General features: G+C 64.9%; 38 protein-coding genes and 1 tRNA gene. 21 read left to right on the top strand and 18 right to left on the bottom strand.

Features of this window, described 5'->3' with window-relative positions; genetic code table 11:
- The 16 genes from BCL79_RS13645 to BCL79_RS13565 all read right to left on the bottom strand — a co-directional run bounded on the left by BCL79_RS13645 (position 1) and on the right by BCL79_RS13565 (position 8,831).
- Positions 1-216, bottom strand: a complete 216-nt coding sequence (locus BCL79_RS13645) for a hypothetical protein (RefSeq protein WP_121042010.1) — start codon at positions 214-216, stop codon at positions 1-3.
- A complete protein-coding gene (locus tag BCL79_RS13640) occupies positions 213-536 on the bottom strand; it encodes a hypothetical protein (protein WP_121042009.1) in 324 nt (107 codons plus the stop codon). The genes BCL79_RS13645 and BCL79_RS13640 overlap by 4 nt, the downstream gene beginning before the upstream one ends.
- On the bottom strand, positions 533-1,159 hold the full coding sequence (locus BCL79_RS13635) for a glycoside hydrolase family 19 protein (protein WP_121042008.1): 627 nt from the start codon (positions 1,157-1,159) through the stop codon (positions 533-535). The genes BCL79_RS13640 and BCL79_RS13635 overlap by 4 nt, the downstream gene beginning before the upstream one ends.
- A 14-nt stretch (positions 1,160-1,173) precedes the next feature.
- A tRNA-Met gene (locus BCL79_RS13630) sits at positions 1,174-1,248 on the bottom strand.
- Positions 1,249-1,800: 552 nt separating this feature from the next.
- A complete protein-coding gene (locus BCL79_RS13620) occupies positions 1,801-2,367 on the bottom strand; it encodes a hypothetical protein (protein ID WP_121042004.1) in 567 nt (188 codons plus the stop codon).
- Complete coding sequence (locus BCL79_RS13615) at positions 2,357-2,581, bottom strand: hypothetical protein (RefSeq protein ID WP_121042002.1); 225 nt, start codon at positions 2,579-2,581, stop codon at positions 2,357-2,359. Before BCL79_RS13615 ends, BCL79_RS13620 begins: the two co-directional genes overlap by 11 nt.
- Positions 2,578-3,087 (bottom strand): hypothetical protein, encoded by a 510-nt coding sequence (locus tag BCL79_RS13610; RefSeq protein ID WP_121042000.1) that lies wholly within the window; start codon positions 3,085-3,087, stop codon positions 2,578-2,580. Before BCL79_RS13610 ends, BCL79_RS13615 begins: the two co-directional genes overlap by 4 nt.
- Positions 3,084-3,272, bottom strand: coding sequence for a hypothetical protein (locus BCL79_RS13605; RefSeq protein WP_121041998.1), 189 nt, complete (start codon positions 3,270-3,272; stop codon positions 3,084-3,086). The genes BCL79_RS13610 and BCL79_RS13605 overlap by 4 nt, the downstream gene beginning before the upstream one ends.
- Positions 3,269-3,682 carry a hypothetical protein gene (locus BCL79_RS13600; RefSeq protein WP_121041996.1) on the bottom strand — a complete coding sequence of 138 codons (414 nt, stop codon included), beginning with the start codon at positions 3,680-3,682 and terminating at the stop codon, positions 3,269-3,271. The genes BCL79_RS13605 and BCL79_RS13600 overlap by 4 nt, the downstream gene beginning before the upstream one ends.
- Positions 3,682-3,906 carry a hypothetical protein gene (locus tag BCL79_RS13595; RefSeq protein WP_121041994.1) on the bottom strand — a complete coding sequence of 75 codons (225 nt, stop codon included), beginning with the start codon at positions 3,904-3,906 and terminating at the stop codon, positions 3,682-3,684. The genes BCL79_RS13600 and BCL79_RS13595 overlap by 1 nt, the downstream gene beginning before the upstream one ends.
- Entirely contained in the window at positions 3,903-4,484 is a 582-nt protein-coding gene (locus BCL79_RS13590) for a DUF551 domain-containing protein (protein WP_121041992.1), read from the bottom strand. The genes BCL79_RS13595 and BCL79_RS13590 overlap by 4 nt, the downstream gene beginning before the upstream one ends.
- Complete coding sequence (locus tag BCL79_RS13585) at positions 4,481-5,035, bottom strand: hypothetical protein (protein ID WP_121041990.1); 555 nt, start codon at positions 5,033-5,035, stop codon at positions 4,481-4,483. The genes BCL79_RS13590 and BCL79_RS13585 overlap by 4 nt, the downstream gene beginning before the upstream one ends.
- A complete protein-coding gene (gene dnaB, locus BCL79_RS13580; RefSeq protein ID WP_183073781.1) occupies positions 5,032-6,516 on the bottom strand; it encodes a replicative DNA helicase in 1,485 nt (494 codons plus the stop codon). Before dnaB ends, BCL79_RS13585 begins: the two co-directional genes overlap by 4 nt.
- A complete protein-coding gene (locus BCL79_RS13575) occupies positions 6,513-7,457 on the bottom strand; it encodes a phosphoadenosine phosphosulfate reductase family protein (RefSeq protein ID WP_121041986.1) in 945 nt (314 codons plus the stop codon). Before BCL79_RS13575 ends, dnaB begins: the two co-directional genes overlap by 4 nt.
- Complete coding sequence (locus BCL79_RS13570) at positions 7,454-8,308, bottom strand: helix-turn-helix domain-containing protein (RefSeq protein ID WP_121041984.1); 855 nt, start codon at positions 8,306-8,308, stop codon at positions 7,454-7,456. Before BCL79_RS13570 ends, BCL79_RS13575 begins: the two co-directional genes overlap by 4 nt.
- Positions 8,309-8,387: 79 nt before the next feature.
- Entirely contained in the window at positions 8,388-8,831 is a 444-nt protein-coding gene (locus BCL79_RS13565) for a phage regulatory CII family protein (protein ID WP_121041982.1), read from the bottom strand.
- A gap of 145 nt (positions 8,832-8,976) precedes the next feature.
- Between BCL79_RS13565 and BCL79_RS13560 the strand changes: the two genes are divergently transcribed.
- Positions 8,977-9,231: a hypothetical protein gene (locus BCL79_RS13560; protein ID WP_121041980.1), complete on the top strand. Its 255-nt coding sequence runs from the start codon at positions 8,977-8,979 to the stop codon at positions 9,229-9,231.
- Positions 9,232-9,287: 56 nt separating this feature from the next.
- Here the strand turns inward: BCL79_RS13560 and BCL79_RS13555 are convergent, their stop codons facing one another.
- Positions 9,288-9,500 carry a transcriptional regulator gene (locus BCL79_RS13555; RefSeq protein ID WP_121041978.1) on the bottom strand — a complete coding sequence of 71 codons (213 nt, stop codon included), beginning with the start codon at positions 9,498-9,500 and terminating at the stop codon, positions 9,288-9,290.
- Between the two features lie 82 nt (positions 9,501-9,582).
- Between BCL79_RS13555 and BCL79_RS13550 the strand changes: the two genes are divergently transcribed.
- The 14 genes from BCL79_RS13550 (at position 9,583) to BCL79_RS13490 (ending at position 17,588) form a co-directional block, all read left to right on the top strand.
- Positions 9,583-10,302, top strand: coding sequence for an XRE family transcriptional regulator (locus BCL79_RS13550; RefSeq protein ID WP_121041976.1), 720 nt, complete (start codon positions 9,583-9,585; stop codon positions 10,300-10,302).
- Between the two features lie 22 nt (positions 10,303-10,324).
- A complete protein-coding gene (locus BCL79_RS13545) occupies positions 10,325-10,675 on the top strand; it encodes a TM2 domain-containing protein (protein ID WP_121041974.1) in 351 nt (116 codons plus the stop codon).
- 31 nt (positions 10,676-10,706) lie between these two features.
- Positions 10,707-11,171, top strand: a complete 465-nt coding sequence (locus BCL79_RS20110) for a hypothetical protein (RefSeq protein WP_147433902.1) — start codon at positions 10,707-10,709, stop codon at positions 11,169-11,171.
- 202 nt (positions 11,172-11,373) lie between these two features.
- Complete coding sequence (locus tag BCL79_RS13540) at positions 11,374-11,793, top strand: hypothetical protein (RefSeq protein WP_121041972.1); 420 nt, start codon at positions 11,374-11,376, stop codon at positions 11,791-11,793.
- Positions 11,790-12,029 (top strand): hypothetical protein, encoded by a 240-nt coding sequence (locus tag BCL79_RS13535; protein ID WP_121041969.1) that lies wholly within the window; start codon positions 11,790-11,792, stop codon positions 12,027-12,029. Before BCL79_RS13540 ends, BCL79_RS13535 begins: the two co-directional genes overlap by 4 nt.
- A complete protein-coding gene (locus BCL79_RS20505) occupies positions 12,026-12,148 on the top strand; it encodes a hypothetical protein (RefSeq protein WP_259462176.1) in 123 nt (40 codons plus the stop codon). Before BCL79_RS13535 ends, BCL79_RS20505 begins: the two co-directional genes overlap by 4 nt.
- Positions 12,148-12,396, top strand: a complete 249-nt coding sequence (locus BCL79_RS13530; RefSeq protein WP_121041967.1) for a hypothetical protein — start codon at positions 12,148-12,150, stop codon at positions 12,394-12,396. Before BCL79_RS20505 ends, BCL79_RS13530 begins: the two co-directional genes overlap by 1 nt.
- A gap of 44 nt (positions 12,397-12,440) precedes the next feature.
- The gene (locus tag BCL79_RS13525; RefSeq protein ID WP_147433901.1) at positions 12,441-12,986 is read left to right on the top strand and encodes a hypothetical protein; all 546 of its coding nucleotides are present in this window, start codon (positions 12,441-12,443) and stop codon (positions 12,984-12,986) included.
- An 85-nt stretch (positions 12,987-13,071) separates the two neighbouring features.
- The gene (locus BCL79_RS13520; RefSeq protein WP_121041963.1) at positions 13,072-13,380 is read left to right on the top strand and encodes a KTSC domain-containing protein; all 309 of its coding nucleotides are present in this window, start codon (positions 13,072-13,074) and stop codon (positions 13,378-13,380) included.
- 262 nt (positions 13,381-13,642) lie between these two features.
- Entirely contained in the window at positions 13,643-14,581 is a 939-nt protein-coding gene (locus tag BCL79_RS13515) for a hypothetical protein (protein ID WP_259462175.1), read from the top strand.
- A gap of 2 nt (positions 14,582-14,583) precedes the next feature.
- The gene (locus BCL79_RS13510) at positions 14,584-16,377 is read left to right on the top strand and encodes a YqaJ viral recombinase family protein (protein WP_121041958.1); all 1,794 of its coding nucleotides are present in this window, start codon (positions 14,584-14,586) and stop codon (positions 16,375-16,377) included.
- Positions 16,378-16,603: 226 nt separating this feature from the next.
- Positions 16,604-17,113, top strand: coding sequence for a hypothetical protein (locus tag BCL79_RS13500; protein ID WP_121041954.1), 510 nt, complete (start codon positions 16,604-16,606; stop codon positions 17,111-17,113).
- The gene (locus BCL79_RS13495; RefSeq protein ID WP_121041952.1) at positions 17,110-17,331 is read left to right on the top strand and encodes a hypothetical protein; all 222 of its coding nucleotides are present in this window, start codon (positions 17,110-17,112) and stop codon (positions 17,329-17,331) included. Before BCL79_RS13500 ends, BCL79_RS13495 begins: the two co-directional genes overlap by 4 nt.
- Positions 17,328-17,588, top strand: a complete 261-nt coding sequence (locus BCL79_RS13490) for a hypothetical protein (protein WP_121041950.1) — start codon at positions 17,328-17,330, stop codon at positions 17,586-17,588. The genes BCL79_RS13495 and BCL79_RS13490 overlap by 4 nt, the downstream gene beginning before the upstream one ends.
- Positions 17,589-17,593: 5 nt before the next feature.
- Here the strand turns inward: BCL79_RS13490 and BCL79_RS13485 are convergent, their stop codons facing one another.
- Positions 17,594-18,304, bottom strand: a complete 711-nt coding sequence (locus BCL79_RS13485; protein WP_121041948.1) for a hypothetical protein — start codon at positions 18,302-18,304, stop codon at positions 17,594-17,596.
- Positions 18,305-18,333: 29 nt separating this feature from the next.
- Here BCL79_RS13485 and BCL79_RS20330 point away from each other — a divergent pair, with 29 nt between their 5' ends.
- The 6 genes from BCL79_RS20330 to BCL79_RS13460 are packed head-to-tail and all read left to right on the top strand — an operon-like array spanning position 18,334 to position 23,730.
- On the top strand, positions 18,334-18,471 hold the full coding sequence (locus BCL79_RS20330) for a hypothetical protein (protein WP_183073780.1): 138 nt from the start codon (positions 18,334-18,336) through the stop codon (positions 18,469-18,471).
- A complete protein-coding gene (locus BCL79_RS13480; RefSeq protein WP_121041946.1) occupies positions 18,471-18,788 on the top strand; it encodes a hypothetical protein in 318 nt (105 codons plus the stop codon). Before BCL79_RS20330 ends, BCL79_RS13480 begins: the two co-directional genes overlap by 1 nt.
- Positions 18,789-18,840: 52 nt before the next feature.
- A complete protein-coding gene (locus BCL79_RS13475; protein WP_121041944.1) occupies positions 18,841-20,691 on the top strand; it encodes a DNA cytosine methyltransferase in 1,851 nt (616 codons plus the stop codon).
- Positions 20,688-23,201 (top strand): DNA methyltransferase, encoded by a 2,514-nt coding sequence (locus BCL79_RS13470; protein ID WP_121041942.1) that lies wholly within the window; start codon positions 20,688-20,690, stop codon positions 23,199-23,201. Before BCL79_RS13475 ends, BCL79_RS13470 begins: the two co-directional genes overlap by 4 nt.
- Entirely contained in the window at positions 23,198-23,458 is a 261-nt protein-coding gene (locus BCL79_RS13465) for a hypothetical protein (protein WP_183073779.1), read from the top strand. The genes BCL79_RS13470 and BCL79_RS13465 overlap by 4 nt, the downstream gene beginning before the upstream one ends.
- Positions 23,455-23,730: a helix-turn-helix transcriptional regulator gene (locus BCL79_RS13460; protein ID WP_121041940.1), complete on the top strand. Its 276-nt coding sequence runs from the start codon at positions 23,455-23,457 to the stop codon at positions 23,728-23,730. The genes BCL79_RS13465 and BCL79_RS13460 overlap by 4 nt, the downstream gene beginning before the upstream one ends.
- Positions 23,731-23,850: the final 120 nt, after the last annotated feature.

The following is a 23,850-nucleotide window of genomic DNA, read 5'->3' as shown; positions in this document are numbered from 1 at the left end:
TCAGGCCCCATTGCCCCTGCGGGTCATGCCGAAGAAGTAGCCGATCACCATGCCGGTGGCATTGTTCAAGCCGCCAATCAGCATGCCGAATGAATCCTTGTTCTCGGGCGGGATGGCGATAGACACCAGCGCGGCCATGGCCATGCCGACCAGGAACAGCACCAGCACGGCGATGCCCACACGGGCCGCGCCGACGTTTCGGGTTGCGAAGGTCATGCGGCACCTGCCAATGCGTGGATCTCGCGCAGCGCCCAGTGGTAGAGCGGCTGGTCGATCACCGTCACCCGGGTGATGTCCTTGCCGCGCACCACCCGCACTGCGACCTCGGTGGATTGCTGGATGGCCAGGAGCACGAAGGCGATCTTCTGCTTCGCGGGGTCCGGCTCCTGCATCACCGCCAGTGCGTCGCTCACCATCCCTCGGATGGTCGACAGCAGCTCAGCGGTCGGAATCTTGGTCCTGCCGTCCAGCACCACCAGCACGCCTTGCAGCTGGCTGACCGGGGACAGCCGCGGCTTCTTCTTTGACGCGGTCATGCGATGCCGAAGAGCTTCTTGGCCTGCGCCAACTTGATTGCCCGATCGGCCAAGCCGTTGAGCCCGCCGTTGACCTTGCGGGTACTGCCCTCCAGGTCATCTCGCCTCGCGGGCTCACCGCAGCCGCGCCAGATCCAGTACCAGCCGGCCGCCAGCACCGCGTCGGGCAGCTTCTCCAGTAGGCCGGGCTCGCGCACTACACGGTCATCGCCGTACATGGCCTGCGAGTAAGCGGTCACGTTGGCGCGGCCGGTCAGGTGGATCAGACTGAGCCCGGGGAACCGGGCACCGTCGCCTGGCTGCGTGTTCCCCAGGTTCTTGGCCCCCCAGGCGCCGCCGTAAATGGCCTCTGCGATTGCGTCACGCCCACCGGCAACGATGACCTTTGCCTGCGCCAACGTCTTCAGGCCGTTCCGGCCAGGGAAGACCTCGAGCAGTCTCTGCGCGCTATAGCCCAGGTTCTCGCGTACGCGGGTGAAGCCCTGCGACTCAACCGCCATATGCGCCAGAAAGTGGGACTTCTCCAGCGCCGTCACGATCCCAAAGCGAATGCAGGCCTCTTCCAGCGCCTGCGCGTACTTCCCGGCGCCCATGGCGGCCGCTACTACCTCAGTGCTCACCATGGTGTCTCCGTAGTTGGTAGCAGCGGCCCGACTCGAACGGGCGACCTCCGGGTTATGAGCCCGGCGAGATGCCTCTTCTCCACGCTGCAATAGGTGCCCGCCACCGCAGCCCGGCTGGCTCTGCGAATGGGTCCGGTAAGGGTGCGCGGGCGTAGAAGGCCGATCACCACCGCTGGATAGGCACATTGGCCGGGGTCATGGACCCAGCCCAGTTTCCGCCCAGGAATAGATGTGCCGGCCCCTGTCGCCTCACGGCGAGGATGGTGGGCCTGGTCGCACGGTGGTCGATCGGTGTAGGGGTCCCGGAAACGCAGAAGCCCCAGCGCAGGGCCGGGGCTTCAGGGGGAATTCTTGACGCTCGCTGAAAGGCTAGGTCTGAGTGTGCAACTTGTCAAGTGAAATGGCGAAACCCCTTCTCAACGAGAATGAATCGGCCAGATTCCTCGTAGTACACATCAACACTTTCCTTATTCTCGCGAAATCGCTCTTCCGCTATTGCCATGGCCACATCTAGCGCATCCGTTCTGCTCATCCATGAGTCGCTCGGAGACATTACCGCCCCCTTCACGGTCGTCCGCACCTTCCAGATGTTGCCCAATTTGTAAACGTCAATTCGGGTTTTTTCCATATCCGTTCCTCTCTCACGCAGCCATCCTGCCGCCAAGCCAGTCTAACGCGCGTTGCAGCTCACGGCGGTACTGCCAGACGGTTAGCTTTCCGCCGTACTGCTCTTCTACCATCCTTGCTTTAACTGCTTGGCTGGCCGAAACCGTAAACTCAGTTCGCACAATTAGCTCCCTAAGTTGGCCTTGCAGCACGAAATTTCCGTCCTTCTCTACCTGATGCCGCGACAGAGTGGCCAGCGCTCGATCCACCCAGCGCAGATCGTCGGGCGTGCCGGTGTCCACCGCTATCTCCGGGTTGTCGTGTGGGTGATCAGCGTCGTTGGCCGAACGAATAGGGCTGACGGCCCACATCGGCAGCATGCTCATCTCCTGGACGCCGGAGCGCGCGGCCATGAAACGCCGGCGGTCTGTCCCATCCCGGCCCACTAGTTCCCGCGCTGCCCGTTCCCGGGTCAACGGGGCATGGTCCCGGACTTTGTCCAGAACATGCACGCTGCGGTCGGCGCGGCTCAGAGCAAAGCGGTTCACCTGGGCGTGCCCCCAGCGGCGGAGTTGCTCGGTCAGCGGATCGTTATTGCGCATCGCGCAGGCCCTCCAGTACAGCAGCGTCGAATCGGAACACGGGCAGCCGCCCGTCGGTGTCGCAGCTGCCTTGCCGCGCGGTGAAGCCCTTGCAGTGATAGCCGTCGGTGCCCTGCTGCCGGAACTGGCAGGCCCAGCACCGGCCATGCCGCCGCAGCTGCAGGCGGTAGCGCTTCCGCAGCCGGAGGTTGCTGATCGCCTCGCTGTCGGTCATGCCGCCTGCTTCCCGTCCCAGTCGTGGGAGTCGTGATAGAGCGCCAGCAGCAACGCGTCCGCCCGGCCATCATGCTTCTTGAACTTCAGCTCGCCGGCGGCCGACGGGAAGCGTCGCAGCGCCAGTTGGCGTGCCGCATCCTTGTCCTTGCCGATGAGCCCCATGGAGCGCTTCCACACCGACGGGATGACCCGGGTCTGCGGGATGCCCAGCACTTCCAAGATGGCCTGGAGCTTGCCGGCGGTCTGGCCGAACCGGAAGGCACTGGTGCCGCCGTCGTCTGGCCGCGCGCCGACCTTCTCGATACAGGCCGAGACATAGGCGCCGGGGTTCTTTGCACGCTGTTCGCGGATGAAGAGGACGATGGGCCGGGCATCGATCTCCCCCCAGCCATCTACGTCCACCGTGGGCAAGTCCAAGATCGGGCCAGGCACGCCGTCCAGTAGCGTGGCCACCGCGCCCTTCAGGCCAGGGTCGATACCGAAGGTCAGGCGCAGAGCGCTCATCGTGCCCTCCGGCGTGCGGCCGCGTTCTCGCTGTCCTGTGCCAGCCAGCCGAGGTCGTGCTGCTCGTGCAGGTCGCGGACCAGCTTGGTGCTGCCCTGGTAAGGATTGGCGCTGCGCGGCTTCCCACCGCGGCGTGCCGTGCGGCCCTGTTCGTGGGCAGTGGCGTATCGCTTCTCGTCGTTCATGCTGCTGCGTCCTTCGGTGCTGACTGCTGGAGTAGTTGGTCCTGATAGCCCTGCCATGCCTCGGTGCCGCGGCCGAGGCCGGGCAGCGCGTCGAGGGTCCACATGCGGAACTCGCGCGCCTGCTCTTGGAAGCTGGGACCGTAGATGGCGTACATGGCTTTGCCGTTCTTGCCGGGCATCGGGATGCCCTGGTGGTGCCAGTCGCCCATGGCGACCACGGCGTGCTGGCCGATCTGCTTCTGGCCATGCAGGTCGCCGATGTTCCGGTGGTGGATCCGCACCGGGCCGCAGCCGATGCCGCGTTGCAGGCCGGCGGCGTGCCGCCAGCGGCAGACCACGCAGCCCAGCGCACGAGCGGCGTCCTGGTATGCCTGTTCGGACCTGGTCGCGGCCTTGATCGCGCGGCGCATCAGCGGCTTCCTCCGACTCGGCGGATTTCGCCGACGCGCAGCGAGTTCCGGAGATACGACGACCGCGAAGCCCCCGGCGTGTAGAACTCGTAGGGCACGCCGTCCTTCTCCCACATGAAGTGGACCCGGCCGGCGCGATTACGCATGCTGCGGATGCGCACGCGGCGGGGGGCTATCAGCTTGGCGGCCAGGGCCACAACGAGGCAGTTGCCGACCAGCTTCACGGCGACACCTCCGGCGGGGCCGGCAGCGGCATCCAGTGGGTAGGCGATTCGGTCAGGACTGTACAGCCGCCAACGTTTCGCCACTCACCCGAACCCAACCGGTCCCAATAGACCATGTATTGGTTCTGGCGCTCGGGGCACCACACCAAGATCGAACGCGTAGCTTTCGGCGCCGACTCAATCGGCTGCCACTGCGGCGTCACATGTCGGTCATGGGCTAGGTGTACACCAGCCTCATGCTCCGCTGCGACCTCTGCCAGCTCGACGCCGACGGATTGGTCACTCTGACCACCGACCACTACGGCACCTTCTTCGTCTGCACCGAGTGCGGCCGCAGGAACTACATCGAGTATCTGGGCCGCGACGATGACGGAGTTCTCCTGGCCCAGCAGGTTGACCGCCCCACCAGCCAGTAGCTCGCCATCTCGAAGCGTGATGGCGGCGACGATGGCACACACCGCCAGGTGGTCGTCTCGGGATACAGATTTGTGCCCGATTCGGATTCCCTTGGCGCGTCGCTGGTCGTGGCGGTGTTCTATCGCCAGCAGCTCCCGCGCCCTCTTCTCGATGTGGTTCATGCGCCCTCCCGGGGCTTCTGGATTATCAGCTCGACTGCCTCGCGGCTCTCTGCGGCTAAGCCGCCGAACACCTCACGGCGCAGCCAGCCGATCCAGCCGCCGTCGCCAGTACCGCCGTCCCACAGTTCGCTCCACCGGCCCTCGTCCATGTCGGCGAAGTTCAGCGATTCCGCCTCGGTGCGGGTCAGCTTGCCGATGCCCGGCAGGTCGTATTCCACCGCTTCGCAGCCGATGCCGGACAGCTCCTGCAGCTTCTTCAGGGCGTCGTGCTGGGACAGGCCAGTGAATGCTTCAACGTTGTCTGCCAGCCAGCCGGAGAGGACGTGGGCCTTGCGGTAGAACATCGGGTTGCGGTCCTGCCGCAGCGTGGCGCGCAACAGCTTGCCGGTGCCGAACTTGCGCTCGCGCAGCGACCGCTGGTCCACCTGGTGCGCCGGCACAAGCGCGCCGATCATTTCGCCCGTATCGGGGTCCACCAGCTTGCGCACCTCAAGGTTCACGTCCCTGGTGCGCAGCTTCCTCTTTGCCTTGGCCATCGCGGTCGTGTTCATTCGTCGTCTCCTGCCGCCATGCCACGGCTGCTACGGCGGCGCCCGCGCGGCATCGGCAGGCCGAATTCATCCTGTCCGCCGGCGGATGCCGCAGTGGCCTTGACGGTGTAGTTCGGGCGCGGGCCGGTGTAGTCGTCGAACGAGCTGCACTGCAGGCGGTGCTGCAGGTAGCAGGTGCCCGTCTCGCCTTGGCGGTTCTTCGCCACGATCAACTCGGAGATGCCCGGCGCGCCGCAGGCATCCTTGGTGTAGTAGTCATCCCGGTACAGGAAGGCGATCACGTCGGCGTCCTGCTCGATCGCACCGGACTCACGCAGGTCGGCCATGCCGGGGCGCTTGTCGGTCTTCCCTTCCAGCCCACGATTGAGCTGGGACAGCGCCATCACCGGGCAGTTCAGATCCTTGGCCAGTCGCTTCAGCTGCCGCGAGATGTAGGACACCTCGGCCGTGCGGTTCTCGGACTTGGCCTTGCCAGTGAGCAGCTGCAGGTAGTCCACAACGATCAGGCCCAGGCCGCCCGCCACCTTGGCGTGCATGCGGGAAGCTCGGGCAGCCAGAGCGTCGACGGACAGCGAGCCGCAGTCGTCGATCGCCAGCGGCAGCGTGTGCAGGTACGCACGGGCCTGCGACAGCCTGCCCCACTCGTCATCGGTCAGAGCGCCCTTCTCACGCATGCGGCTCAGGTCGACACCGGCGTGGGCGGCCATCAGCCGCATGCTCAGCTGGGAGGCCGACATCTCCAGGCTGAAGACCGCGACGTTCCGGCCGCCGGCGGCGGCGTCTTCCGCCCAGTTCAGCGCATGCGCGGTCTTGCCCATCGACGGGCGCGCGCCCAGAACGATCAGGTCCGTAGGCTCCAGGCCGGGAATCTTGCGGCGCACGCTGCTCCATCGCGGCGCCAGGCCAAGCGTGCCCTCGCCGTGGAAGCGGGATTCCATTTCGTCCCACGCCCGCTGCACGCCGCTGCGCACCATGACCAGCCCACCGTTGCCGCTGGACTTCACGGTCAGGCCGGCCAGCTTCGCCGCAGATGCTGAAACGACCTCCTCCGCCTCATCGTCACTGGCCTGGTAGGCGCTATCTGCGATGTCCGTGGTGGTGTCGATCAGCTGCCGCAGCAGCGCCTTGTTACGCACGATGTCGGCGTAGGCGCGGACATTGGCCGCCGACGGCGTGCTGCTGGCCAGCTCGTACACCGTGGCGATCAGGTCTTGCGCACCGACCTCGACGTTCGCGGTGATCCAGTCACCCACGGTGACCACGTCGACCTCGCGCTTCAGGTCGTCAACGTCGCAGATTCCCTGGTAGATCACCTGGTGCTCGCGCCGGTAGAAGTCCTCGGGCGCCAGCTGGTCGCGGACCTGCTTCAGGGCCTCAGGTGCCAGCAGCAGCGCGCCGATCACCGACTGCTCGGCCGGGACCGAATGCGGCGGCATGCGCAGCTGGGAGACGTTGTCGAGGTATTCGGGAACAGCACTCATGCAGCGCTCCTTTCGCAGAGCCCGAGATCGGACGTGCAGCCCCCGCCGGCCTGAGCTTGGAAGAAGAGATCGAACTGCCGCCCGCCTCGGGCGGTTCGGCTCCATTCGACCAACGTGTCGATCCGGGAGTAGCTGCCTGGCCGGTCAGCGTCGGTCGGGTCGGTGACAGCCGGGAAGAACGTTGCGCTCCGGCGTTTGTTGGCCGAGGCCACGATCTCTTCCCACTGCCGGATCCGGTCGATGTGGTCGGGGAACAGATCGGCGATGTTCCGCAGCTCGCTCTTCCGGCAGTTGATGCAGGGCATGCACCCGACGCGGCCCATGCCCAGGGCATAGAGCGGGTTCGGGGCGATGCCGTGCTTCCGGTGTTGCGCCCACACCTGCTCGACGGACCAGTCGAAGATCGGCCGCCACACCATCGAGCCCGACTCATGCCGGTTGAATCGCGACTGTTTGGCGCGGTTGGCGGATTCGTCTGCGCGAATTCCCAGCCACTGCAGGACCGGCCCGGTTTTCAGCATCGGCCCGACCACCTGCAGGGTGATGGGCAGCGTCTTCAGCTCTTCGGTGCAGAACTGCGCCATGCGGGACGGGAATCGCCCCTTGCTGATGCACAGGTCCAGGAAGGGGTTGCCGGTGGGCTCGTGGAGGGCCGCAGCCTGCTGAACGATCTCGTTCGAGATACCCTCGCCCGGCCAGCGCTCCAGGATGTAGGCGCGGTGCTGCGCCAGCTGCCGCGCGAAGTCGGCGCGCACGGTTTCCACCACCGGGCCGCCTGTGCGGCCGGGAAGCTCGGCGATGTAGTCGTAGACCCGCTGGTCCTCGTTGCCGGTGTCGGCGAAAACCGCACGGAACGGCCGGCCCGACTCGATGGCACGCAGGTACACCGCCGTGCTGTCCTTGCCGCCAGAGACGTTCACCAAGTGCTGGATGGTGCTCATGCGGCCTGGTCCTGTTGGGCCTGATGCTCGAGCCGCTCACGATCGCGCTCGGCATCCCGCTCCCGCTTCACCTGCACGCCGCTGGTGGTCAGCTCACAGCCGCCGCCATTCGGGCACCACCAGAGCTTGAACCAGTTCCGGCGCACGGAATCGCGGAAGTGGGCCCGCCAGTCCTTCTGCTGCTTGCCGCTGTCCCGGTGCTTGATCGCGAACTCGCGCCACGCCAGCGCGATGAACTCCTTCGGGATTCCGGCGTCCTCAGCAAAATCGAAGATTGGGTCATCGAGGCGGATCATCCGCTCCCCGGCAGCTCGGCAGCCCTCCACGAAACTGGGGAAGGTCATCAGCTCCCGTTTGGGACGCTTCACCTTCGGCTTCGAACCCACGTTGGCGCCCCCCTTGGGGGGTACGGGGGGTTCTTGTGTTCCTTGGGGTGTTAAAGCTGGGGTGTTAGGGTCGTCCTGCGCGACCACCCCTGGTTGTCCTGCGCGACCAGGGTGGTCGTCCTGTGCGACTAGGGGTGGTTGTTCTGTGCGACTACCCTGGTCGTCCTGCGCGACCACCGGAAAGGCGATCTGGTAGGTATTGGAGTCGGCTTCGATGCGGCCAGATCCGCAAACTACACGGACCCGGCTACGCTTCTTCAACCAGCCCTGTGACACCGCGATTTCGACATGACGGATGACCGTCGCACGGTTGAGGGATGCACCGGCGGCGATGGTCCTGTAGGACGGGAAAGCGCCGTCACCGTGCTGGTTCATGTACGTGCCGATCACCAGCAGTACCAACTTCGTGGAGCCCTCCAGGTTCGACTTGGTCACGGCCGACTGCCATGAGAACTGGACACTCATGCAGCCCCCTTCAGCACCAGCAGCACCCCGGCGATGTGCCAGAGCTGCCTTACGGTGATCAGGGCCATCGCTGTGGCATTCATGCCCCACCCCTCGCCGCCGCTGCCTCAGCGTGCTGGCTGACCTGCACGATCGCGGCCATCACCTGCGCGCACGCACGGGTGATCTGGTCAGCATCGTTCGGGCTGATCTGGCCATCGGCCATGGCGGCGGAGATGACCTCTGCCAGGTCACCCTTTGCAGCCGACGCTGCCAGGAGCGCGCAGATCATCGTGCCGCTGGCCGGAGCATCGACACGCTGCGCCACGAAACCGTGGGTGGCCGCCAAGGCGTGCAGGATCCGGAAGTCACCGGTCTTGCCCATCAGCGTATCGGCCTCCTGCAGGCTCAGCAGGTTGCGGTCGGTGTTCGGATTGACCTTGCCGCGAAGGGTGGCGTCGGACATCCCCATACGCGGGGCCAGCGCGACCGATCCACCCGGGTGCTGGTGGACGGTGTCGTAGGCGGCATCGGAAACATTCATGGGCGGACTTCTCGATTGGAGACGCCTGGGCGTCGGCGGCGCACGATGGGCGCCATGGATACGGTCAGATCACGGACGGAAGAAGGAGTCGCCCCCCTTGCGGTAGGCTGCGGTCACCACACGCACAGCCCGCAAGGAGGACGACATGGAATTGAGAGAGGACCCGCTGTTCATGGCCTTGTTTGGCCAGGTGCAGACCTTGGACGCGGTGCTGACCGCAGTCATAAGCACCCATCCCCGCCCTGCCGAGCTACTCGCCGCAATCGAAGAAGAAATCGCAAGAGCGCGCTCAGTGAGCGGCACGAACTCTGCTTTGAATCCGGTTGGCCAACTTGCGCATCAGAAGCTCGTGGAGAAAAGCGAGGCTTGGCTGAAGTACTGCCGACAGGTGCTGAGGTAGCCGCGTACAGCTCTGCAAAGTTCGCTTCGCACTTCCGGCGCGCGGACGCCTGGCCTTCAGGCAGCATTGGCCACCTCCCCGTCGTTGGCCGCCGCAGGGCCGAACACGTCCGGCCGCAGGTCGTGGCGGGATACGCCCGTCGCCGCTTCAATAGCCAAGACGTGTTCCGCAGGGACGCGCTTCCACTGGCTCACAGCCTGAGAGGAAACGCCACAGACCCTGCCGATGAGCGCCGGGCCGCCAAGTTCTTTGATCGAGGTGGGCTTCATGCGTCAAATGTAAGCCCGCCTTACTATTCAGTCAAGCGACACTTACGTGGACTTGTGTAAGGTGATCTTACAAAATTGTCTGATGAACGCTTCCACCCTCTCTGATCGCATTCGCCATGCCCGCAAGACCGCTCGCCTTACCCAGGCTCAAGTCGCGGCAGCGCTGGACATCAAGCGTGAAGCTGTTGCCCAGTGGGAATCGACCAAAGAAGGCGGACGAACCGCACCGTCGAGGGAGAACCTGGCCGCGTTTGCAAAACTGACCAATGCCCCTATGAACTGGCTCCATGACGATTCCGCAAGCCTGGAAGGTCTAACCGCTGAGGGGCGAAACTTGGAGTTCTCACGCACTGCGACCACGCCCGGCTACATTCGGTTCCACATGATGGATGGGCAGGCAGCCGGAGGTGGTGGTGTGGTGAACCAAGATTATCCGGCTGTACTACGCGAGATCGACATTGCGGAGTGGCAGGTCAGGAGCCAGATCGGTTTTATTCCCGACAAAGGCCGAGTGCAGCTGATTACGATTCGTGGCGACTCGATGTATCCGGACATCAAAAATGGTGATGTCGTGATGGTGGACACTGCGCGCAGCCACTTCGACGGTGACGGCGTGTACCTGATCAACCTCAACGGCTACACGATGGTCAAGCGCCTACAGATGCTGCCCAACGGCCTGCATATTGTGAGCACCAATCCGAAATATCAGAGCTCGGTATTGCCTGCCGGCGAGCTCGACACTCTGCACGTGGCGGGTAGGATCGTTGGTGGTGCGCTGATGCGGCGCGGGGAAGAGTTCTAATTTCAATCAAGGAAGTGACAGCATGGCGCTGGTTCAGTGCTTAGACTGCGGAAAGCAGATTAGTGATAAAGCTATTGCGTGCATCGGCTGCGGCGCGCCAACTGGGACGAAAGGTGCAGATATAGGACTACAGTCTGCGCAACGAATCATAAAGACTGCAAAGAGCCGGGGGGTGTACATCATCCTTGGCCTATTCCTGGGCTGTTTTGGCATACACAACTTCTATGCTGGCTACAACGGCCGCGGTGTGATTCAGCTGTTAATTACATTGCTCACGGGATGGCTCGTCATTGGCCTGGTCATCACAGTTCTTTGGGCATTGATCGAGCTCATCACTGTTGACGTTGACTCGGCCGGCGATCAATTGGTCTGACGCCTCCCACCATCTGGATTAAGGATTTTTGATGGCACTCGTGCGATGCGAAGAATGCACCCGAGAGATCAGCGATCGAGCGACTTCCTGTATTGGTTGTGGTGCTCCTGTTGCACTTCGCGGCGAACAGAACCAGGCGACGCAGAACCACAGCGAACTCAGGAAAATTGACTCTGTCCTTGCGACGGTTAGCACAGTGAACTCACGCCATAACAAGTTGTGGCCATATTTCCTCATCTTGGCGGCTATGTTGTTGTTGCTGTTTTTCCGAATCTCGGCCAGCGGCACGTCCCAGAGTAGCCCGTCTGAGGCGCTGGAGATTCATCAGCAAAGAGAAGAACAACGTAAGTCCGCACGAGCAGTTGCGTTTTGCGACGATGAATATAAGCGGATGAACTCGGACCGACAGTACACCCCGGATGTTCTGCAATTCCACTCCATGGCCTGCCGCAAAATGCGTGATGACTATCGAGCAAAGTGGGGGCGCGAGCCTTAGGCTTGCTGTTGGAAGATAGGATCGAAAGCCCCTGACCAAGGGGCTTTTTTTTGGCCATCACCATAAGCTGAACAGAAATAGTTCTGTTAAGAATTGATCCGGCAAGCGAATGTAAGTCGAGCTTGACACGAACGTAAGTCCGGCTTACCTTTTGATCCACGCCCACCGACACCTCATCCGAGGCAGGGCGATGGAGACCGTCATGGACCAGCCCGTCAGCAGCACCCAGCCCTCGGCCCATCCGGCCGACGAGATCCGCGAGCAGCGGAACATCGCCATCATCCTGCGCACCCACCTGCTGAATCAGGGGCTGGACATGCCGGGCTGCGAGACGGCCTATATGGCCGACTTCTGGGTAAGCAAAGACTGCCAAACCGCGTGGGAGGCCGCCCGCCGCCACCAACTGATGCTGTTGGGCGACGCCTTGGACATCGTTCCCACTGGCCGCGATGCGCGCAGCGATCGCTCCGGGATGACGTCGCTGGAACTGCAGCGCCGCCGGGACGCGCGCCAGGAGCTGATCGACCGCGTGCGCGGCCTGGTCAACCCCTTCGCCGTCGACTCGCTGCTGCCTGCCGACCAGATCTTGCGCGGCAACGCCGATCTGGAGCGCGCGGCATGAGCGCCGTCATCCTCTCCTTCACGCCGTCCGTGCGCTGCCAGCGCGCTGCAGGCGCCTTCGCCGCCGTGAACATCGCGGCACGCCGGATGGGCTATGCCGAGCACCTTGCGTACCGTGCCGCTCGCACTGCACGCAGAGAGGTCTTGGAAGGCAAGAAGAGCGCCGCCCGCGCCGTGGCCGACATGAAGGCTGACCTCAGCCTCGCCGCGCGCGATGACGGTCCGGAGGCCGCATGAGCGAGTTCGGCGCTGGTGTCATCTGCGGGATCTGTCTGGGCGTCCCGCTGGTGACCGGAGTTCTCTACCTGATCGAACTGGTCTTACCCACCCTCCCCGACGAACCCAAGGAGCAGTGATGCGCCGTCTCTCCCCTCTCCTGCTCTGCGGCTTTGTCCTGGGCGCCTTCGGCTGGGCCACTGGCTACTGCTACGAGCGCAACGCGATGTCGCCGGTGGTGGTCGCTCTGTTCGTGCTGCTGCTCACCGCGTGGATCACCGTCGATCAGTTCGGCCGCGTCTTGGCGGTGCTGACCCGAGCCCGCCGTATCCGCGTCATCCGCGCCGCACGCTCGCCGGAAGCGATTTGCACCGACGACATCCACTGATTCCCAATCCGCCGGCGGTGGCCGGCCATACCGACGAGGTTCCCATGTTGCAGTTCGAACAGCACGAAGCATCCGTCCGCAGCGTCAACCAGCGAATTCAGAAGCACGGCAAAGAACGAATCCTGGCCGGTGACCTGGTTCTCGCGTGCACCGCCCCTAACACCATCCTCGAAACCATCGAGCCGGGCCTGCGCCTGAGCCTCTTCCGGAAACACGTGAAGGGCGACCAGCTCGACTTCGACCACGAGCAGAAGGCCGCTGCCGCACAGATCATTGACGGCCTCGTCGCCGTCCGCCATCCCGGCCTGGCTCCAGTGTCGGTGAGCCATAAGTTCACCGGATACGAGCTGGCGATCGAAGACACCTACGACGACTCTTCCGTCGAGCCGATCGTGCTGGTGGCCCTGACCTTGAAGAAGCTCACGATCCAGCCGCTTGAGGGCGGAAGCGTCGCGCTCAGCTTCACGGTGTCGACCGAGCTCAGCAAGGACGAGATCGCAGAGCTTTCCGATGCTCTGGTTCGCGAAAACGTCCGCATCACGCTCACGCCTCCCAGCGCGCAGGCGCAGCAGGAAGACCTCGCTGCCTGATCCCCCTGTAGTCCGTCCCCTGCGGACTACACACCCGCGCCGGCCGGGCAACGCCGGCAACTCTCCAACCGCCCAGGAGCACCCCATGAGCAACACCACGCCGGCCGCTGGCCGCATCGAGCTCGTTGACGTCGAGTCCTCGCAGATCCACAGCATCGGGCACGACCCGGAAACCAACACCCTGGCCATCCGCTTCACCAAGGGATATGGCGCCAACCGCGGCCCCGGCTCGCTCTACCACTATCAGAACTTCAGCGCCGACGAGTTCGAGGCCTTCAAGGCTGCCGACTCCATCGGCAAGCACTTCGGCGCCTACATCAAAGCGTTCCCGGAGAAGTACCCGTACCGCAAGGTCACCGAGACGCCCGACGACAACTACCCGTTGGCCGCCTGACCGACTACGGAGAGGAATGCGCAGGCTGATGCGCTCACGTGCGGGAAAACACCCCCGATGTAGTTCGGGGCTGGTAGCGAAAGCGAATCCGCTGGAGACGGAGGAACCGGCAGACCCGTTTGATGCTGGCGAATTGACGTCTATCGATCGTTAAACGTAAGCGGGTTTGAGTCCCGCCAAGCCGGAGATCAGCACCGGCCCTCTCCTCCAGTAAATCGCGGGTTCGATTCCCGCTAGGTGGCGACGTTCTGGTGAAGACGAGATGCGGTTCGATTCCGTGATTGGGCATTGGAAGCCAAAGCCCGCGTGGTCCCGGCGATACGGGACACCCCATTCCCATCAAGCCGGTCACACCGGCCGGAGATCCAAAGCCATGAATGCCCAGGTGCAACAACAGGTCGCGGTGGCACCACAGCCGCGCCAGCAGTTCGACCTCAGCCCGCAGACGTTTGAGCAGGCCTTGACCTTCGCCGACTACCTCGCCGACAGCGACCTGGTACCGAAGGACTTCAAGGGTAAACCGGCCAACTGCCTGATCGCCATGCAGTGGGGCGCCGAGCTGGGGCTGAAGCCGCTGCAGGCGCTCCAGAACCTCGCGATCATCAACGGCCGCCCCGCGCTGTGGGGTGATGCCGTGATCGCGCTGGTCCGCAGCTCACCGCTGTGCGAGTACATCTCCGAGGCAGACGACGGTCACACCGCTGTCTGCCGGGTGAAGCGCCGCGGCGAAGCCGAGGAGGTCCGCACCTTCAGCATGGATGACGCCAAGGTGGCCGGCCTGCTCGGCAAGGCTGGCCCCTGGACGCAGTACCCGAAGCGCATGCGCCAGATGCGGGCCCGCGCCTTCGCCCTGCGCGACGTCTTCGCGGACGTGCTGCGCGGCATGCCGATCGCCGAAGAGATCATGGACATTCCGGGCTCCGGCGATCCGGGTCGCGGGGTGATCGAAGGCAAGGTTGAAAAGGCCGAGAAGGCTCTGCCGCTCTACTCGGAAGCCGATTTCAGCGCGAACCTGCCGAAGTGGTGGGACATCATCGCCAGTGGCAAGAAGTCCGCCGAGGACCTGATCGCGACGCTTCAGACCAAGGCCCGCTTCACGGCCGAACAGCTGAAGGACATCCGCAATCCGCCGAAGGATGCGGACGAAGGCGAGCCCCAGGGCGATGCCGGCGGGACCACCCAGACTGCGGTGGAGGGCTGATCATGCGCACCGTGAACCTCATCCAGGGCACGCCGGAATGGCACGCCCACCGCGCGCAGCACTTCAACGCCAGCGATGCGCCGGCAATGCTCGGTGCTTCCACCAACCAGACCCGTGCCGAACTGATTCGAGAGCTGGCCGCCGGCGTGCCGCGCGAGTTCAGCGATTTTGTGCAGGAACGAGTGATTGACCCGGGCCACGAGTTCGAAGCGCAGGCCCGTGTGATCGCCGAAGGCCTCATCGGCGAAGACCTGTATCCGGTCACCGGTGCTCAGGACAAGTACTCGGCCAGCTTCGACGGCCTGACCCTGCTTGAAGACATCGCGTGGGAGCACAAGCGCCTGAACCAGACGCTGCGCGACGCCATGTTCGACGGCTGCACCGGAACCGACCTGCCGCTGATGTACCAGGTCCAGATGGAGCACCAGGCAATGGTCTCCCAGGCCGAGCGCATCTTCTTCATGGCGTCGGAATGGAAGCGCGTGGGCGACGAGTGGGAGCTGCTCGAGGAGCGCCACTGCTGGTACACCCCGAACCCCGAGCTGCGTGCGCGCATCGTCGCGGGCTGGGCCCAGCTGGAGGCCGACGTGGCCGCGTATGAACCCGAGGCACCGGCCGCGCCGGCCGCCACCGGCCGCGCGCCTGACCAGATGCCGGCACTGCGCATCGAGGTGACAGGCATGGTCACAGCCTCGAACCTCGCCGAATGGAAGGATCGGGCTATCGCGGTGTTCCAAGGAATCAGCCAGGAGCTGACCACCGATCAGGACTTCGCTGATGCCGAAAAGACCGTGAAGTGGTGCGGCGATATCGAGGACCAGCTGAAGGGTGCCAAGCAGCATGCCCTCAGCCAGACCGAGAGCATCGACGAGCTGTTCCGTACCATCGATGCGATCAGCGATCAGGCCCGGGCCACGCGCCTCGCCCTGGACAAGCTGGTCACGAAGCGGAAGGAAGAGCGCCGCACCGAGATCGGCAACAACGCCCGCCGCGCGGTGCAGGACCACGTCCGCTCGATCAACGAGACCCTTGGCGAGCACGGTCTGGCGATGCCGGCCACGCTGATCGCCGACCTGCAGGCGGCCATGAAGGGCAAGCGCTCCTTCGCCAGCATGCAGGACGCCGTCGACGCGGTGGCCACCAACGCGAAGATCACTGCCAGCCAGGCCGCCGACCGGATCCGCGCCAACATGGCGATCCTCGCCGAGCACCCGGAACACGCGACCCTGTTCGCCGACCGCGTGCAGCTGTGCAGCAGCAAGGCGCCGGAAGACCTGCGCAACCTGGTTGCTACCCGCATCGCTCAGCATCAGAAGGCGGAGCAGAAGCGGCTGGACGATGAGCGCGAGAAGATCCGGCAGGAAGAGGAGGAGAAGGCGCGCCAGCGCGTCGCTGATGAAGCTGCCGCCCAGCAAAAGCGAGATGAGGCGGAGCGCGCTGCGGCCGCCCTGGCGACACCGGAACCTGAGCCCGCGCCAGCGCCGGTCGAGGCAGCGCAGACGGTCCAGCAGCCTGTCGCCCAGGTAACGCGCCCGGTGCCGACCGCGGTGGCCAGCAGCCCCGCACCGGGGAGCACGAGCGCGCCGCGCGAGGTGGTCAAGATCAAGCTGGGCGACATCAATGCGCGCATCGCCCCGCTGTCGATCTCGGCCGACGGACTGGCCCAGCTCGGGTTCAGGCCGATCAACTCGACCGGCGCGGCGAAGCTGTACGACCAGGCGCAGTTCCCGGCGATGTGCGAGGCCCTGATCGAAGGCCTGCGCGACGCCGCCCAACAGTATCCGATGGCCGCCTGATGGACTGCCGGACCTGCACCAAGTGCTGCCGCACCTTGCCGCTGGATTCGTTCCAGCGCGCAGGGAGCCGCGGGCGCGAACCGGCCTGCACCCTCTGCAACAACGACGCTCGCCGTCTGCGCACACCGCTGCCGGCGATCCAGCCGGATCCGGTGCAGGTCCGGATCAACAACACTTTCAACCTGTGGCACGGGCCGGTGAGCCGCGTGCCCCTGAGGACCGCAGCATGACCACTATTGAAAAGGATTGGACGACTGCCGCCGGCCTTCGCGCGGTCGTATTGCTGCTCGACCGCGGCCATCGTTGCGGCTACGTCGGGATTCCCGCTGCTCACCCGCTGCACGGCGTTGACTACGGTGCCACCAGCCAAACCGTGCACTTCCCGGAAAACGAATCGGTCGGGAAGCGCGGCGTCCTGGCCCTGCTCGCCAATCCCGATGGCCATGCGCGCTTGGACAGCGTATTCGACGTGCACGGCAGCCTGACGTTCTCCGGCGGCGGTGACAGTTACCCTGCCCCGTCCAATGGCCTGTGGTGGTTCGGCTTCGACTGCGCGCATCACGGCGACGCTCCCAGCGATGTGTACCTGCAGTCGATGCGAGAAAAGCACCCAGAGCACCCCTTTCTGTGGGAGCGGGATGCGTTCGCTGTCCACCGCGACCTCCCCTATGTCGAGCAGGAATGCGAGTCGCTGGCTACCCAGTTGATTCAGCGTGTCGCCGGAGCAGCGGCATGACCAGTATCCACGTGAAGCCGCTGTTCGGCAGCGCCAGTGATCGCGAGAAGGCCACAGAGCGCCAGAAGCTGGCCGCCGACGTCGCGCTGTTCGAGCGCAAGGGCGGCAAGGTCCAGGTGCTGGGCACCACCCGCATCGACAAGAAGGGCATCAGCCGACGGCGGGTCGTCGAGGGTGGTGCGGATCGGCGGAAAGCCGCGAAGGCAGGCAAGCCGTGAGCCGCCATCCCGCAGTCCGCCGCTCGCCGACCAAGAACACGGGCTTCTCCTGGGGCAGGTTCCCGATGGGCCCGTCAGGCATCGTCGTGTACCGCCTCTTCCGCCGCGACCACGCCGGCGCCCTGCACTTCCTCGGCCTGAACTTCTACCGCCACGACACCCGTCGTGACATGGCGATCGCGCTGCGCGCTGCCTGCCACCGCCTGCGCGATCAGGTTGATGGGATCGACCTGCAGGCGATGGGGGTATTGGGGTGAATCCGTTACTCCGCTGTCTTGATAACGAACCTGGAAAAATCGTGAGGATCGCTGCCTGTGAATTCGCGCAGCATGGCAACGGTAGGTATGCAGTAAGTCGAAAACATCTGGACATACTTCGAGTAATTCTGCATTGCTTCCTTGCTACCGGAGTACATCCGGCGGGGGCCCACGAAGCTTCCAAGTCTTCCCGGAGTTTCCACTGTGTACACCTGTTGCAACATCTCTTCGCTCATAGAACTCAGTGTCCGGCTGTAACCAATGAGTACTGCCAGGTCATTTCCCAGTTCTTCGGGAAGGTTATGGAGCCGATCAGCAGACATTTCAGCGCCAGGCATCAGGGATACAGAGTGTTTTCTGAGGGTGTCCTCAATGAAATCGACCTCTCGATTTTTCAAGCTATCCCAGTCGCCGCTCAGAATGCGGAGACACCGTTCATGAAGAGAGAAGAGCTTGACGGGCAGCTCCGAAACCTCATGAACGAGCAGCCTGCCGACGATACGACCATTGGCCTCACGAACCTGCACGGCCTCTCCGTGCTGCTGCGCGGCAATCTTTTTTGCCTCTTCAGCGATCTTCGTCGCTCGCTCCGAAGTGTCTCGAGCGAGCCAAGCTACCCAGATCGTGCCCCCCGCAGCTGCGGATCCAACAAGCACTGCCGCCCAGTCCGCCCAGTTTCCCCACACCGCGTCAAGCGGACAGAACTCAATAGCCATAGACCCTCCCTGTTGGAGCTGATTCTGCCATGACCTACATCCATCCGAACGACCGCGCCTACGCACTGGAGCGCGCCCTGGCCGCAGCCATCGCGCAGGGCGAGGACCGCAAGGTGCTGGAAGACCTGCGCGAGATCCTGGCCGAAGCCCGGCGGGACGCACGCTGATGACCACCCTCGTTCTGCAGCCGGCGCAAGGCAAGGCCCCTGGCCGGATGAAGCAGCCGACGAAGGACGCGCTGCGCCACTGGCTGGTGCTGGCCGTCGAGCGGAACGAGCAGCTGCAGGGCGAGAACCTGGTGCTGCGCCGGGCCGGCCTGCTGACGCCCGAGGAACGCGAGCCGCTGCTGGCTGAGCTGATCGAAGCGGCGGCCAGCCTGGGCCACCACGAAACGCTGCGCACCAGCAGCGAAGAAACCATCGAATTCTGGCGCGCGGAGGTCCAACGCCTTCGCGCCGCCCTCAACGGAGAACACCATGGCTGACGGATCCCGATCGCCTGAAATTCGCATCAAACCGAAGACGCGATCCCGCTCCATGCTCATTGGCGACCTGTTCTGCGGTGCCGGTGGCCTGTCCAATGGCGCGAAGCGCGCAATGCGGCAGCTGGACCTGCCGGTGAAGCTGATCGGCGTGAACCACTGGCCGGTCGCGATCGAGACGAACCGCCGCAACCACCGGGAGGACGCCGACCGTATCCACTGTGCCGATCTCGAATCAGCGCTGCCGCTCACGCTGGTGCCCGAGGGCCGGCTGGACCTGCTCATCGCCGCGCCATCCTGCGTGTTCCACAGCCGCGCGCGCGGCGGCCGCCCGGTCCACGATCAGCAGCGGATGGATCCGTGGCACGTGGTGCGCTGGTGCACCGAACTGCGGGTGACCCGCATCCTGGTGGAGAACGTGCCGGAGTTTATGGACTGGGGTCCCTGCAGCCTGGTCACAGGCCGGCCGATCCCCTCCCGACGTGGCGAGTACTTCCGCGCCTGGGTGGCGGCGCTGGAGGCCGTCGGCTTCAAGGTGGACTGGAAGGTGGTCTGCTGCGCCGACTTCGGCGATCCGACCACTCGCCGCCGCTTCTTCCTGATCGGGCGCAGCGACGGCAAGCGCCTGACCTGGCCGGAGTTCACCCATGATCGGGTGGGCGGTACCGATCTGCTGGGCACCCGGCAGCGCTGGCGCGGCGCGCGCGAGGTCATCGACTGGAGCATGACCGGCAACAGCATCTTCCGGAGGAAGAAGCCGCTGAAGCCGAACACGCTGCGCCGGATCGCCGCTGGCGCGGTGAAGTACTCGTGGCCGCAGCCGTATATCGATGCGGTGCAGGCGCTGCTGGACGATACCGTGCCGCGTCTGATTTTCAGCCGCGCCGAGGCGATCGAGCTGGGGCTGATCCAGGCCGAGCCGGTGGTCATCCACATGCGCGGCACCAGCGACCAGCACCTGCAGGCGTCTGCGCGCTCGGCTGACGAGCCACTGCCGACGCTCACGGCTGGCGGCACCCATGTCGGTCTGGTGCTGGCCACCAGCAGCGGCGGCGCAGCGCGCGACCTCGACCAACCGTTGCCGACGATCACCACCGGCGGCGCGGGCAGCGAACGGCCGGGCTGCGCACGGCCGCAGTTGGTAGAGCCAATCATCGTTCCGACCTCCAACAGCAGCAGCGCGGGCGTGCCGCGCTCGGTCGCAGACCCGATCCGAACGGTCACCACGGCGAAGGGAGGCGATCAGGCGATGGCCGTGCCGCTGGTCGCGCAGTACTACGGTGCCACCGCGACCGCGCAGTCCGTGGCCGAGCCGGTGCCGTCGGTCACCACCAAGGCGCGCTTCGGCCTGGCCGAGCCGGTGCTGATGCGCGCAGGTCACGGCGACAGTGATGGCCGCGACCCGGCAAGCCGCGTGCTGGACGCCGACGCGCCGATGCCGGCCCTGACTGGTTCGAATGAAATGGCGCTGGCCGAGCCCATCGTGATGCGCGGCAACGTCGGTACCGGCCGGACTGGCGACATGCGCACGGCCAGCCAGCCGATGCCCACCATCACCTGCTCCGAATCGCTAGCGTTGGCCGAGCCGTTCGCCCTGCCCGTCACGCACCACGGCGACCATCGCACCCACGGCATGGATGAGCCGCTTCCGACCATCACTGGCGCCAACCGCGGCGAGCTGGGGCTGGCCCTGCCTGCCGCCGAGCTGGCCGACAAGGTCGTGATCGACATCAACTACCGGATGCTGCACTGGCGCGAGCTGGCCAGGGCCACGTCGTTCGACGACGAGGGCGAGGTCTACGACTTCGCCGGCAACGCCACGGAGATCACAAAGCAGATCGGCAACGCGGTGCCGAACCGCACCGCGAAGGCGCTGGTGATGGGCCTGATGAGGGACGCGGCATGAGCGACCCATACCGCGACTTCCTCGAACGCAAGATCCGCGTCGCCCCGTCGCTGGGCTTCGACGTGCTGCCGGAGGACGTGCACCCGATCCTGAAGCCGCACCAGCGCGATAGCGTCGTGTGGGCCTGCGCGGGCGGGCGCCGCGCGCTCTTCCAGCGCTTCGGCCTGGGCAAGAGTGTGCAGCAGCTGGAGATCTGCCGTCTCGGCCGGCAGCACGCCGGCGGCGCGGCCGGCATCGTGATCCCGCTCGGCGTCCGGCAGGAGTTCCGGCGCGATGCGGCGATGCTCGGCATGCAGACCCGCTTTGTACGGACCAGCGGCGACATCGATCCGGAGTTTGACGGCGTGCACCTGACGAACTACGAGTCCGTCCGCGATGGGAAGCTGGATCCGAACCTTTTCTCGATCGCCAGCCTGGACGAGGCGTCGGTCCTGCGTAGCTTCGGCTCGAAGACCTACCAGCAGTTCCTGACCCTCTTCGACGACGTCCGGTACCGGTACGTGGCCACCGCGACGCCCAGCCCCAACAGGTACAAGGAGCTGATCCATTACGCCGGCTTCCTGGGCGTCATGGACACCGGCCAGGCCCTGACGCGCTGGTTCAAGCGCGACAGCGCGAAGGCCAACAACCTGACCCTCTACCCGCACAAGGAGCGGGAGTTCTGGCTTTGGGTGGCAAGCTGGGCGCTGTTCCTGCAGAAGCCGTCAGACCTCGGCTACAGCGACGAAGGCTACGACCTGCCCGAGCTGACCGTGCACTACCACGAGGTGCCGGTGGATCACGGCAGCGCCGGTACCGAGCGGGACGGCCAAGGGAAGATGTTCCGCGATGCGGCTCTGGGCCTGCAGGATGCAGCGCGCGAGAAGCGGGACACCCTCCCCGCCCGGGTCGCGGCTGTGCAGCAGATCGTCGCCGCCCGTGCAGGTGACCACTGGCTCATCTGGCACGACCTGGAAGCGGAAAGGCACGCCCTGCAGGCTGCGGTACCGGAAGCTGTGAGCATCTACGGGGACCAGGATCTGGACGAGCGCGAGGCAGCCGTTGTGGCCTTCAGCGAGGGCGAGGTCCGGATCCTGTCGGCCAAGCCGGTCATCGCCGGCAGCGGCTGCAACTTCCAGCGGCACTGTCACCTGGCCGTCTATGCCGGCATCGGGTTCAAGTTCAACGACTTCATCCAGTCGATCCACCGCATTCAGCGGTTCCAGCAGCAGCACCCGGTCGAAGTGTGGATCGTCCACGCCGAGAGCGAGCGCGAGGTGCTGGCCAGCCTCCGGGCGAAGTGGCAACGACACGAGCAGATGGTGGAAAAAATGAGCGAAATCATCAGGGAATACGGGCTCAGCAAGGCAGCGATGGCGCAGGTACTGACGCGCTCCATCGGCATCGACCGCATCGAGGCCAGCGGTGAAGGCTGGGTGGTCGCCAACAACGACTGCGTGCAGGAAGCGCGCGGCATGGAAGACAACAGCGTGGACCTGATCGTGACCTCGATCCCGTTCGCGAACCACTACGAGTACAGCCCCAGCTACAACGACTTCGGCCACACCGACGACAACGCGCACTTCTGGGCACAGATGGACCACCTGTCGAAGGAGTTGCTGCGCGTGCTGAAGCCTGGGCGCATCGCCGCGATCCACGTGAAGGACCGGATCCAGTTTGGCGCGGTCACCGGCGCCGGCGTCCCGACCGTCAGCCCCTTCCACGCGGAGGCCATCTTCCACTACCGCTCGCACGGGTTCGACTACATGGGCCTGATTACGATCGTGACCGACGTGGTGCGCGAGAACAACCAGACCTACCGCCTGGGCTGGTCGGAGCAGTGCAAGGACGGCACGAAGATGGGCGTCGGCTCGCCCGAGTACATCGTGCTGCTGCACAAACCGCAGACGGACCGCTCCAAGGGCTACGCCGACGAGCCGGTCAAGAAGGCCAAGACCGACTACACCCGCGCGCACTGGCAGGTAGACGCACATGCATTCTGGCGCTCCAGCGGCAATCGGCTGCTCACGGCGGACGAGCTCGGCCAGCTGGGCCCGGAAAAGCTGGCCAAGCTGTTCACCCAGCACAGCCTGCAGCAGGTCTACGACTACGAGGCCCATGTGCGCATCGGCGAGCAACTGGAATCGCGGGGCGCACTGCCGTCCACCTTCATGTCCTTGGCACCCGGCAGCCACCACCCGGACGTCTGGCACGACGTCAACCGAATGATCACCCTCAACGGGGAGCAGACGAAGCGAGGTCTGGAAAACCACATCTGCCCGCTGCAGTTCGACATCGTCGATCGGCTGATCGAGCGGTACAGCAACAAGGGCGACGTGGTGTTCGACCCGTTCGGGGGCCTGTTCACGGTCCCCTACCGCGCCTTGAAGAAGGGTCGCCGGGGCCGCGCCGCTGAACTCTCGACCGCCTACTTCATGGACGGGGTGAAGTACCTGCAGGCAGCGGAGCGGGAGATGTCCATGCCCAGCCTATTCGACGGCCTGGAAGAACCGATGGACCGGGCAGCATGAGCGCCCATGGCCTGGTGTTTGGCGACTCGGTCGAGCGCACCGCCCACGAGCTCGCAGGCATGAGCGGGGTCGACCTGCAGTCGGCGTCCCCCACCGCCATCCGTGCTTGGGAGGCGCGCGGCCTAGCCCTGCATCACCTTGCCGCCGGCGACATAGCCGAGGCGCTGAAGGTCATGGACGCCACCCGGCCAGCAAGCCGTCCTTCCCCTACTGCTGCAATGAATCAGCCGCGCACTGCGGCGAAGGAGACAAGATGACCAGCAACGTGCAACCGCTCACCCCACGCCGCCTGCTCCGCAGAAGCGAGGTCCAGGACCGGGTCGGCCTGTCCAAATCGACCCTCTATTCGCGCATTTCGGCCGGATCCTTCCCCAAACCGGTCAGCTTGGGGAGCTCAGTTCGGTGGGTGGAAGCCGAGGTTGAGGCGTGGATTTCGGAGCGTGTTTCGGAGCGGGATCATGGCAACGAAACTGGGGGTACGGCTGGGGGTACAGACCCCGCTTCCGGCGCGCCGCCCCTTGCCGCGTAAGGCTCGGCCGGGCGAGTAAGGTAGAGCCCACCTCCACCATTAGACGGTCCCACAAGGACCACAGAAAGCCGGAACCTCCCGTCAAACAAGGGGTTCCGGCTTTTTTGTTGTCCGGGGTTG

This window comes from Stenotrophomonas rhizophila, from assembly GCF_003651185.1.
In the GTDB taxonomy this organism is placed as follows: domain Bacteria; phylum Pseudomonadota; class Gammaproteobacteria; order Xanthomonadales; family Xanthomonadaceae; genus Stenotrophomonas; species Stenotrophomonas maltophilia_Z.
Note: the sequence above shows the minus strand (reverse complement) of the source record. Positions and strands in the feature narration are given on the sequence as shown.

Coding starts and splice junctions, on each gene's coding strand:
- BCL79_RS13545 (WP_121041974.1), top strand. CDS start 10,325: ATGGCGCTGGTTCAGTGCTTAGACTGCGGAAAGCAGATTAGTGATAAA.
- BCL79_RS13640 (WP_121042009.1), bottom strand. CDS start 536: ATGACCGCGTCAAAGAAGAAGCCGCGGCTGTCCCCGGTCAGCCAGCTG.
- BCL79_RS13570 (WP_121041984.1), bottom strand. CDS start 8,308: ATGAGTGTCCAGTTCTCATGGCAGTCGGCCGTGACCAAGTCGAACCTG.
- BCL79_RS13620 (WP_121042004.1), bottom strand. CDS start 2,367: ATGCGCAATAACGATCCGCTGACCGAGCAACTCCGCCGCTGGGGGCAC.
- BCL79_RS13605 (WP_121041998.1), bottom strand. CDS start 3,272: ATGAACGACGAGAAGCGATACGCCACTGCCCACGAACAGGGCCGCACG.
- BCL79_RS13555 (WP_121041978.1), bottom strand. CDS start 9,500: ATGAAGCCCACCTCGATCAAAGAACTTGGCGGCCCGGCGCTCATCGGC.
- BCL79_RS13460 (WP_121041940.1), top strand. CDS start 23,455: ATGACCAGCAACGTGCAACCGCTCACCCCACGCCGCCTGCTCCGCAGA.
- BCL79_RS13470 (WP_121041942.1), top strand. CDS start 20,688: ATGAGCGACCCATACCGCGACTTCCTCGAACGCAAGATCCGCGTCGCC.
- BCL79_RS13610 (WP_121042000.1), bottom strand. CDS start 3,087: ATGAGCGCTCTGCGCCTGACCTTCGGTATCGACCCTGGCCTGAAGGGC.
- BCL79_RS13600 (WP_121041996.1), bottom strand. CDS start 3,682: ATGCGCCGCGCGATCAAGGCCGCGACCAGGTCCGAACAGGCATACCAG.
- BCL79_RS13500 (WP_121041954.1), top strand. CDS start 16,604: ATGACCACTATTGAAAAGGATTGGACGACTGCCGCCGGCCTTCGCGCG.
- BCL79_RS13530 (WP_121041967.1), top strand. CDS start 12,148: ATGCGCCGTCTCTCCCCTCTCCTGCTCTGCGGCTTTGTCCTGGGCGCC.
- BCL79_RS20330 (WP_183073780.1), top strand. CDS start 18,334: ATGACCTACATCCATCCGAACGACCGCGCCTACGCACTGGAGCGCGCC.
- BCL79_RS13585 (WP_121041990.1), bottom strand. CDS start 5,035: ATGAACACGACCGCGATGGCCAAGGCAAAGAGGAAGCTGCGCACCAGG.
- BCL79_RS13485 (WP_121041948.1), bottom strand. CDS start 18,304: ATGGCTATTGAGTTCTGTCCGCTTGACGCGGTGTGGGGAAACTGGGCG.
- BCL79_RS20505 (WP_259462176.1), top strand. CDS start 12,026: ATGAGCGAGTTCGGCGCTGGTGTCATCTGCGGGATCTGTCTGGGCGTC.
- BCL79_RS13560 (WP_121041980.1), top strand. CDS start 8,977: ATGGAATTGAGAGAGGACCCGCTGTTCATGGCCTTGTTTGGCCAGGTG.
- BCL79_RS13540 (WP_121041972.1), top strand. CDS start 11,374: ATGGACCAGCCCGTCAGCAGCACCCAGCCCTCGGCCCATCCGGCCGAC.
- BCL79_RS13480 (WP_121041946.1), top strand. CDS start 18,471: ATGACCACCCTCGTTCTGCAGCCGGCGCAAGGCAAGGCCCCTGGCCGG.
- BCL79_RS13635 (WP_121042008.1), bottom strand. CDS start 1,159: ATGGTGAGCACTGAGGTAGTAGCGGCCGCCATGGGCGCCGGGAAGTAC.
- BCL79_RS13475 (WP_121041944.1), top strand. CDS start 18,841: ATGCTCATTGGCGACCTGTTCTGCGGTGCCGGTGGCCTGTCCAATGGC.
- BCL79_RS13565 (WP_121041982.1), bottom strand. CDS start 8,831: ATGAATGTTTCCGATGCCGCCTACGACACCGTCCACCAGCACCCGGGT.
- BCL79_RS13515 (WP_259462175.1), top strand. CDS start 13,643: ATGCGGTTCGATTCCGTGATTGGGCATTGGAAGCCAAAGCCCGCGTGG.
- BCL79_RS13465 (WP_183073779.1), top strand. CDS start 23,198: ATGAGCGCCCATGGCCTGGTGTTTGGCGACTCGGTCGAGCGCACCGCC.
- BCL79_RS13615 (WP_121042002.1), bottom strand. CDS start 2,581: ATGACCGACAGCGAGGCGATCAGCAACCTCCGGCTGCGGAAGCGCTAC.
- BCL79_RS13590 (WP_121041992.1), bottom strand. CDS start 4,484: ATGAACCACATCGAGAAGAGGGCGCGGGAGCTGCTGGCGATAGAACAC.
- BCL79_RS13525 (WP_147433901.1), top strand. CDS start 12,441: ATGTTGCAGTTCGAACAGCACGAAGCATCCGTCCGCAGCGTCAACCAG.
- BCL79_RS13520 (WP_121041963.1), top strand. CDS start 13,072: ATGAGCAACACCACGCCGGCCGCTGGCCGCATCGAGCTCGTTGACGTC.
- BCL79_RS13510 (WP_121041958.1), top strand. CDS start 14,584: ATGCGCACCGTGAACCTCATCCAGGGCACGCCGGAATGGCACGCCCAC.
- BCL79_RS13645 (WP_121042010.1), bottom strand. CDS start 216: ATGACCTTCGCAACCCGAAACGTCGGCGCGGCCCGTGTGGGCATCGCC.
- BCL79_RS20110 (WP_147433902.1), top strand. CDS start 10,707: ATGGCACTCGTGCGATGCGAAGAATGCACCCGAGAGATCAGCGATCGA.
- BCL79_RS13575 (WP_121041986.1), bottom strand. CDS start 7,457: ATGAGCACCATCCAGCACTTGGTGAACGTCTCTGGCGGCAAGGACAGC.
- dnaB (WP_183073781.1), bottom strand. CDS start 6,516: ATGAGTGCTGTTCCCGAATACCTCGACAACGTCTCCCAGCTGCGCATG.
- BCL79_RS13550 (WP_121041976.1), top strand. CDS start 9,583: ATGAACGCTTCCACCCTCTCTGATCGCATTCGCCATGCCCGCAAGACC.
- BCL79_RS13495 (WP_121041952.1), top strand. CDS start 17,110: ATGACCAGTATCCACGTGAAGCCGCTGTTCGGCAGCGCCAGTGATCGC.
- BCL79_RS13535 (WP_121041969.1), top strand. CDS start 11,790: ATGAGCGCCGTCATCCTCTCCTTCACGCCGTCCGTGCGCTGCCAGCGC.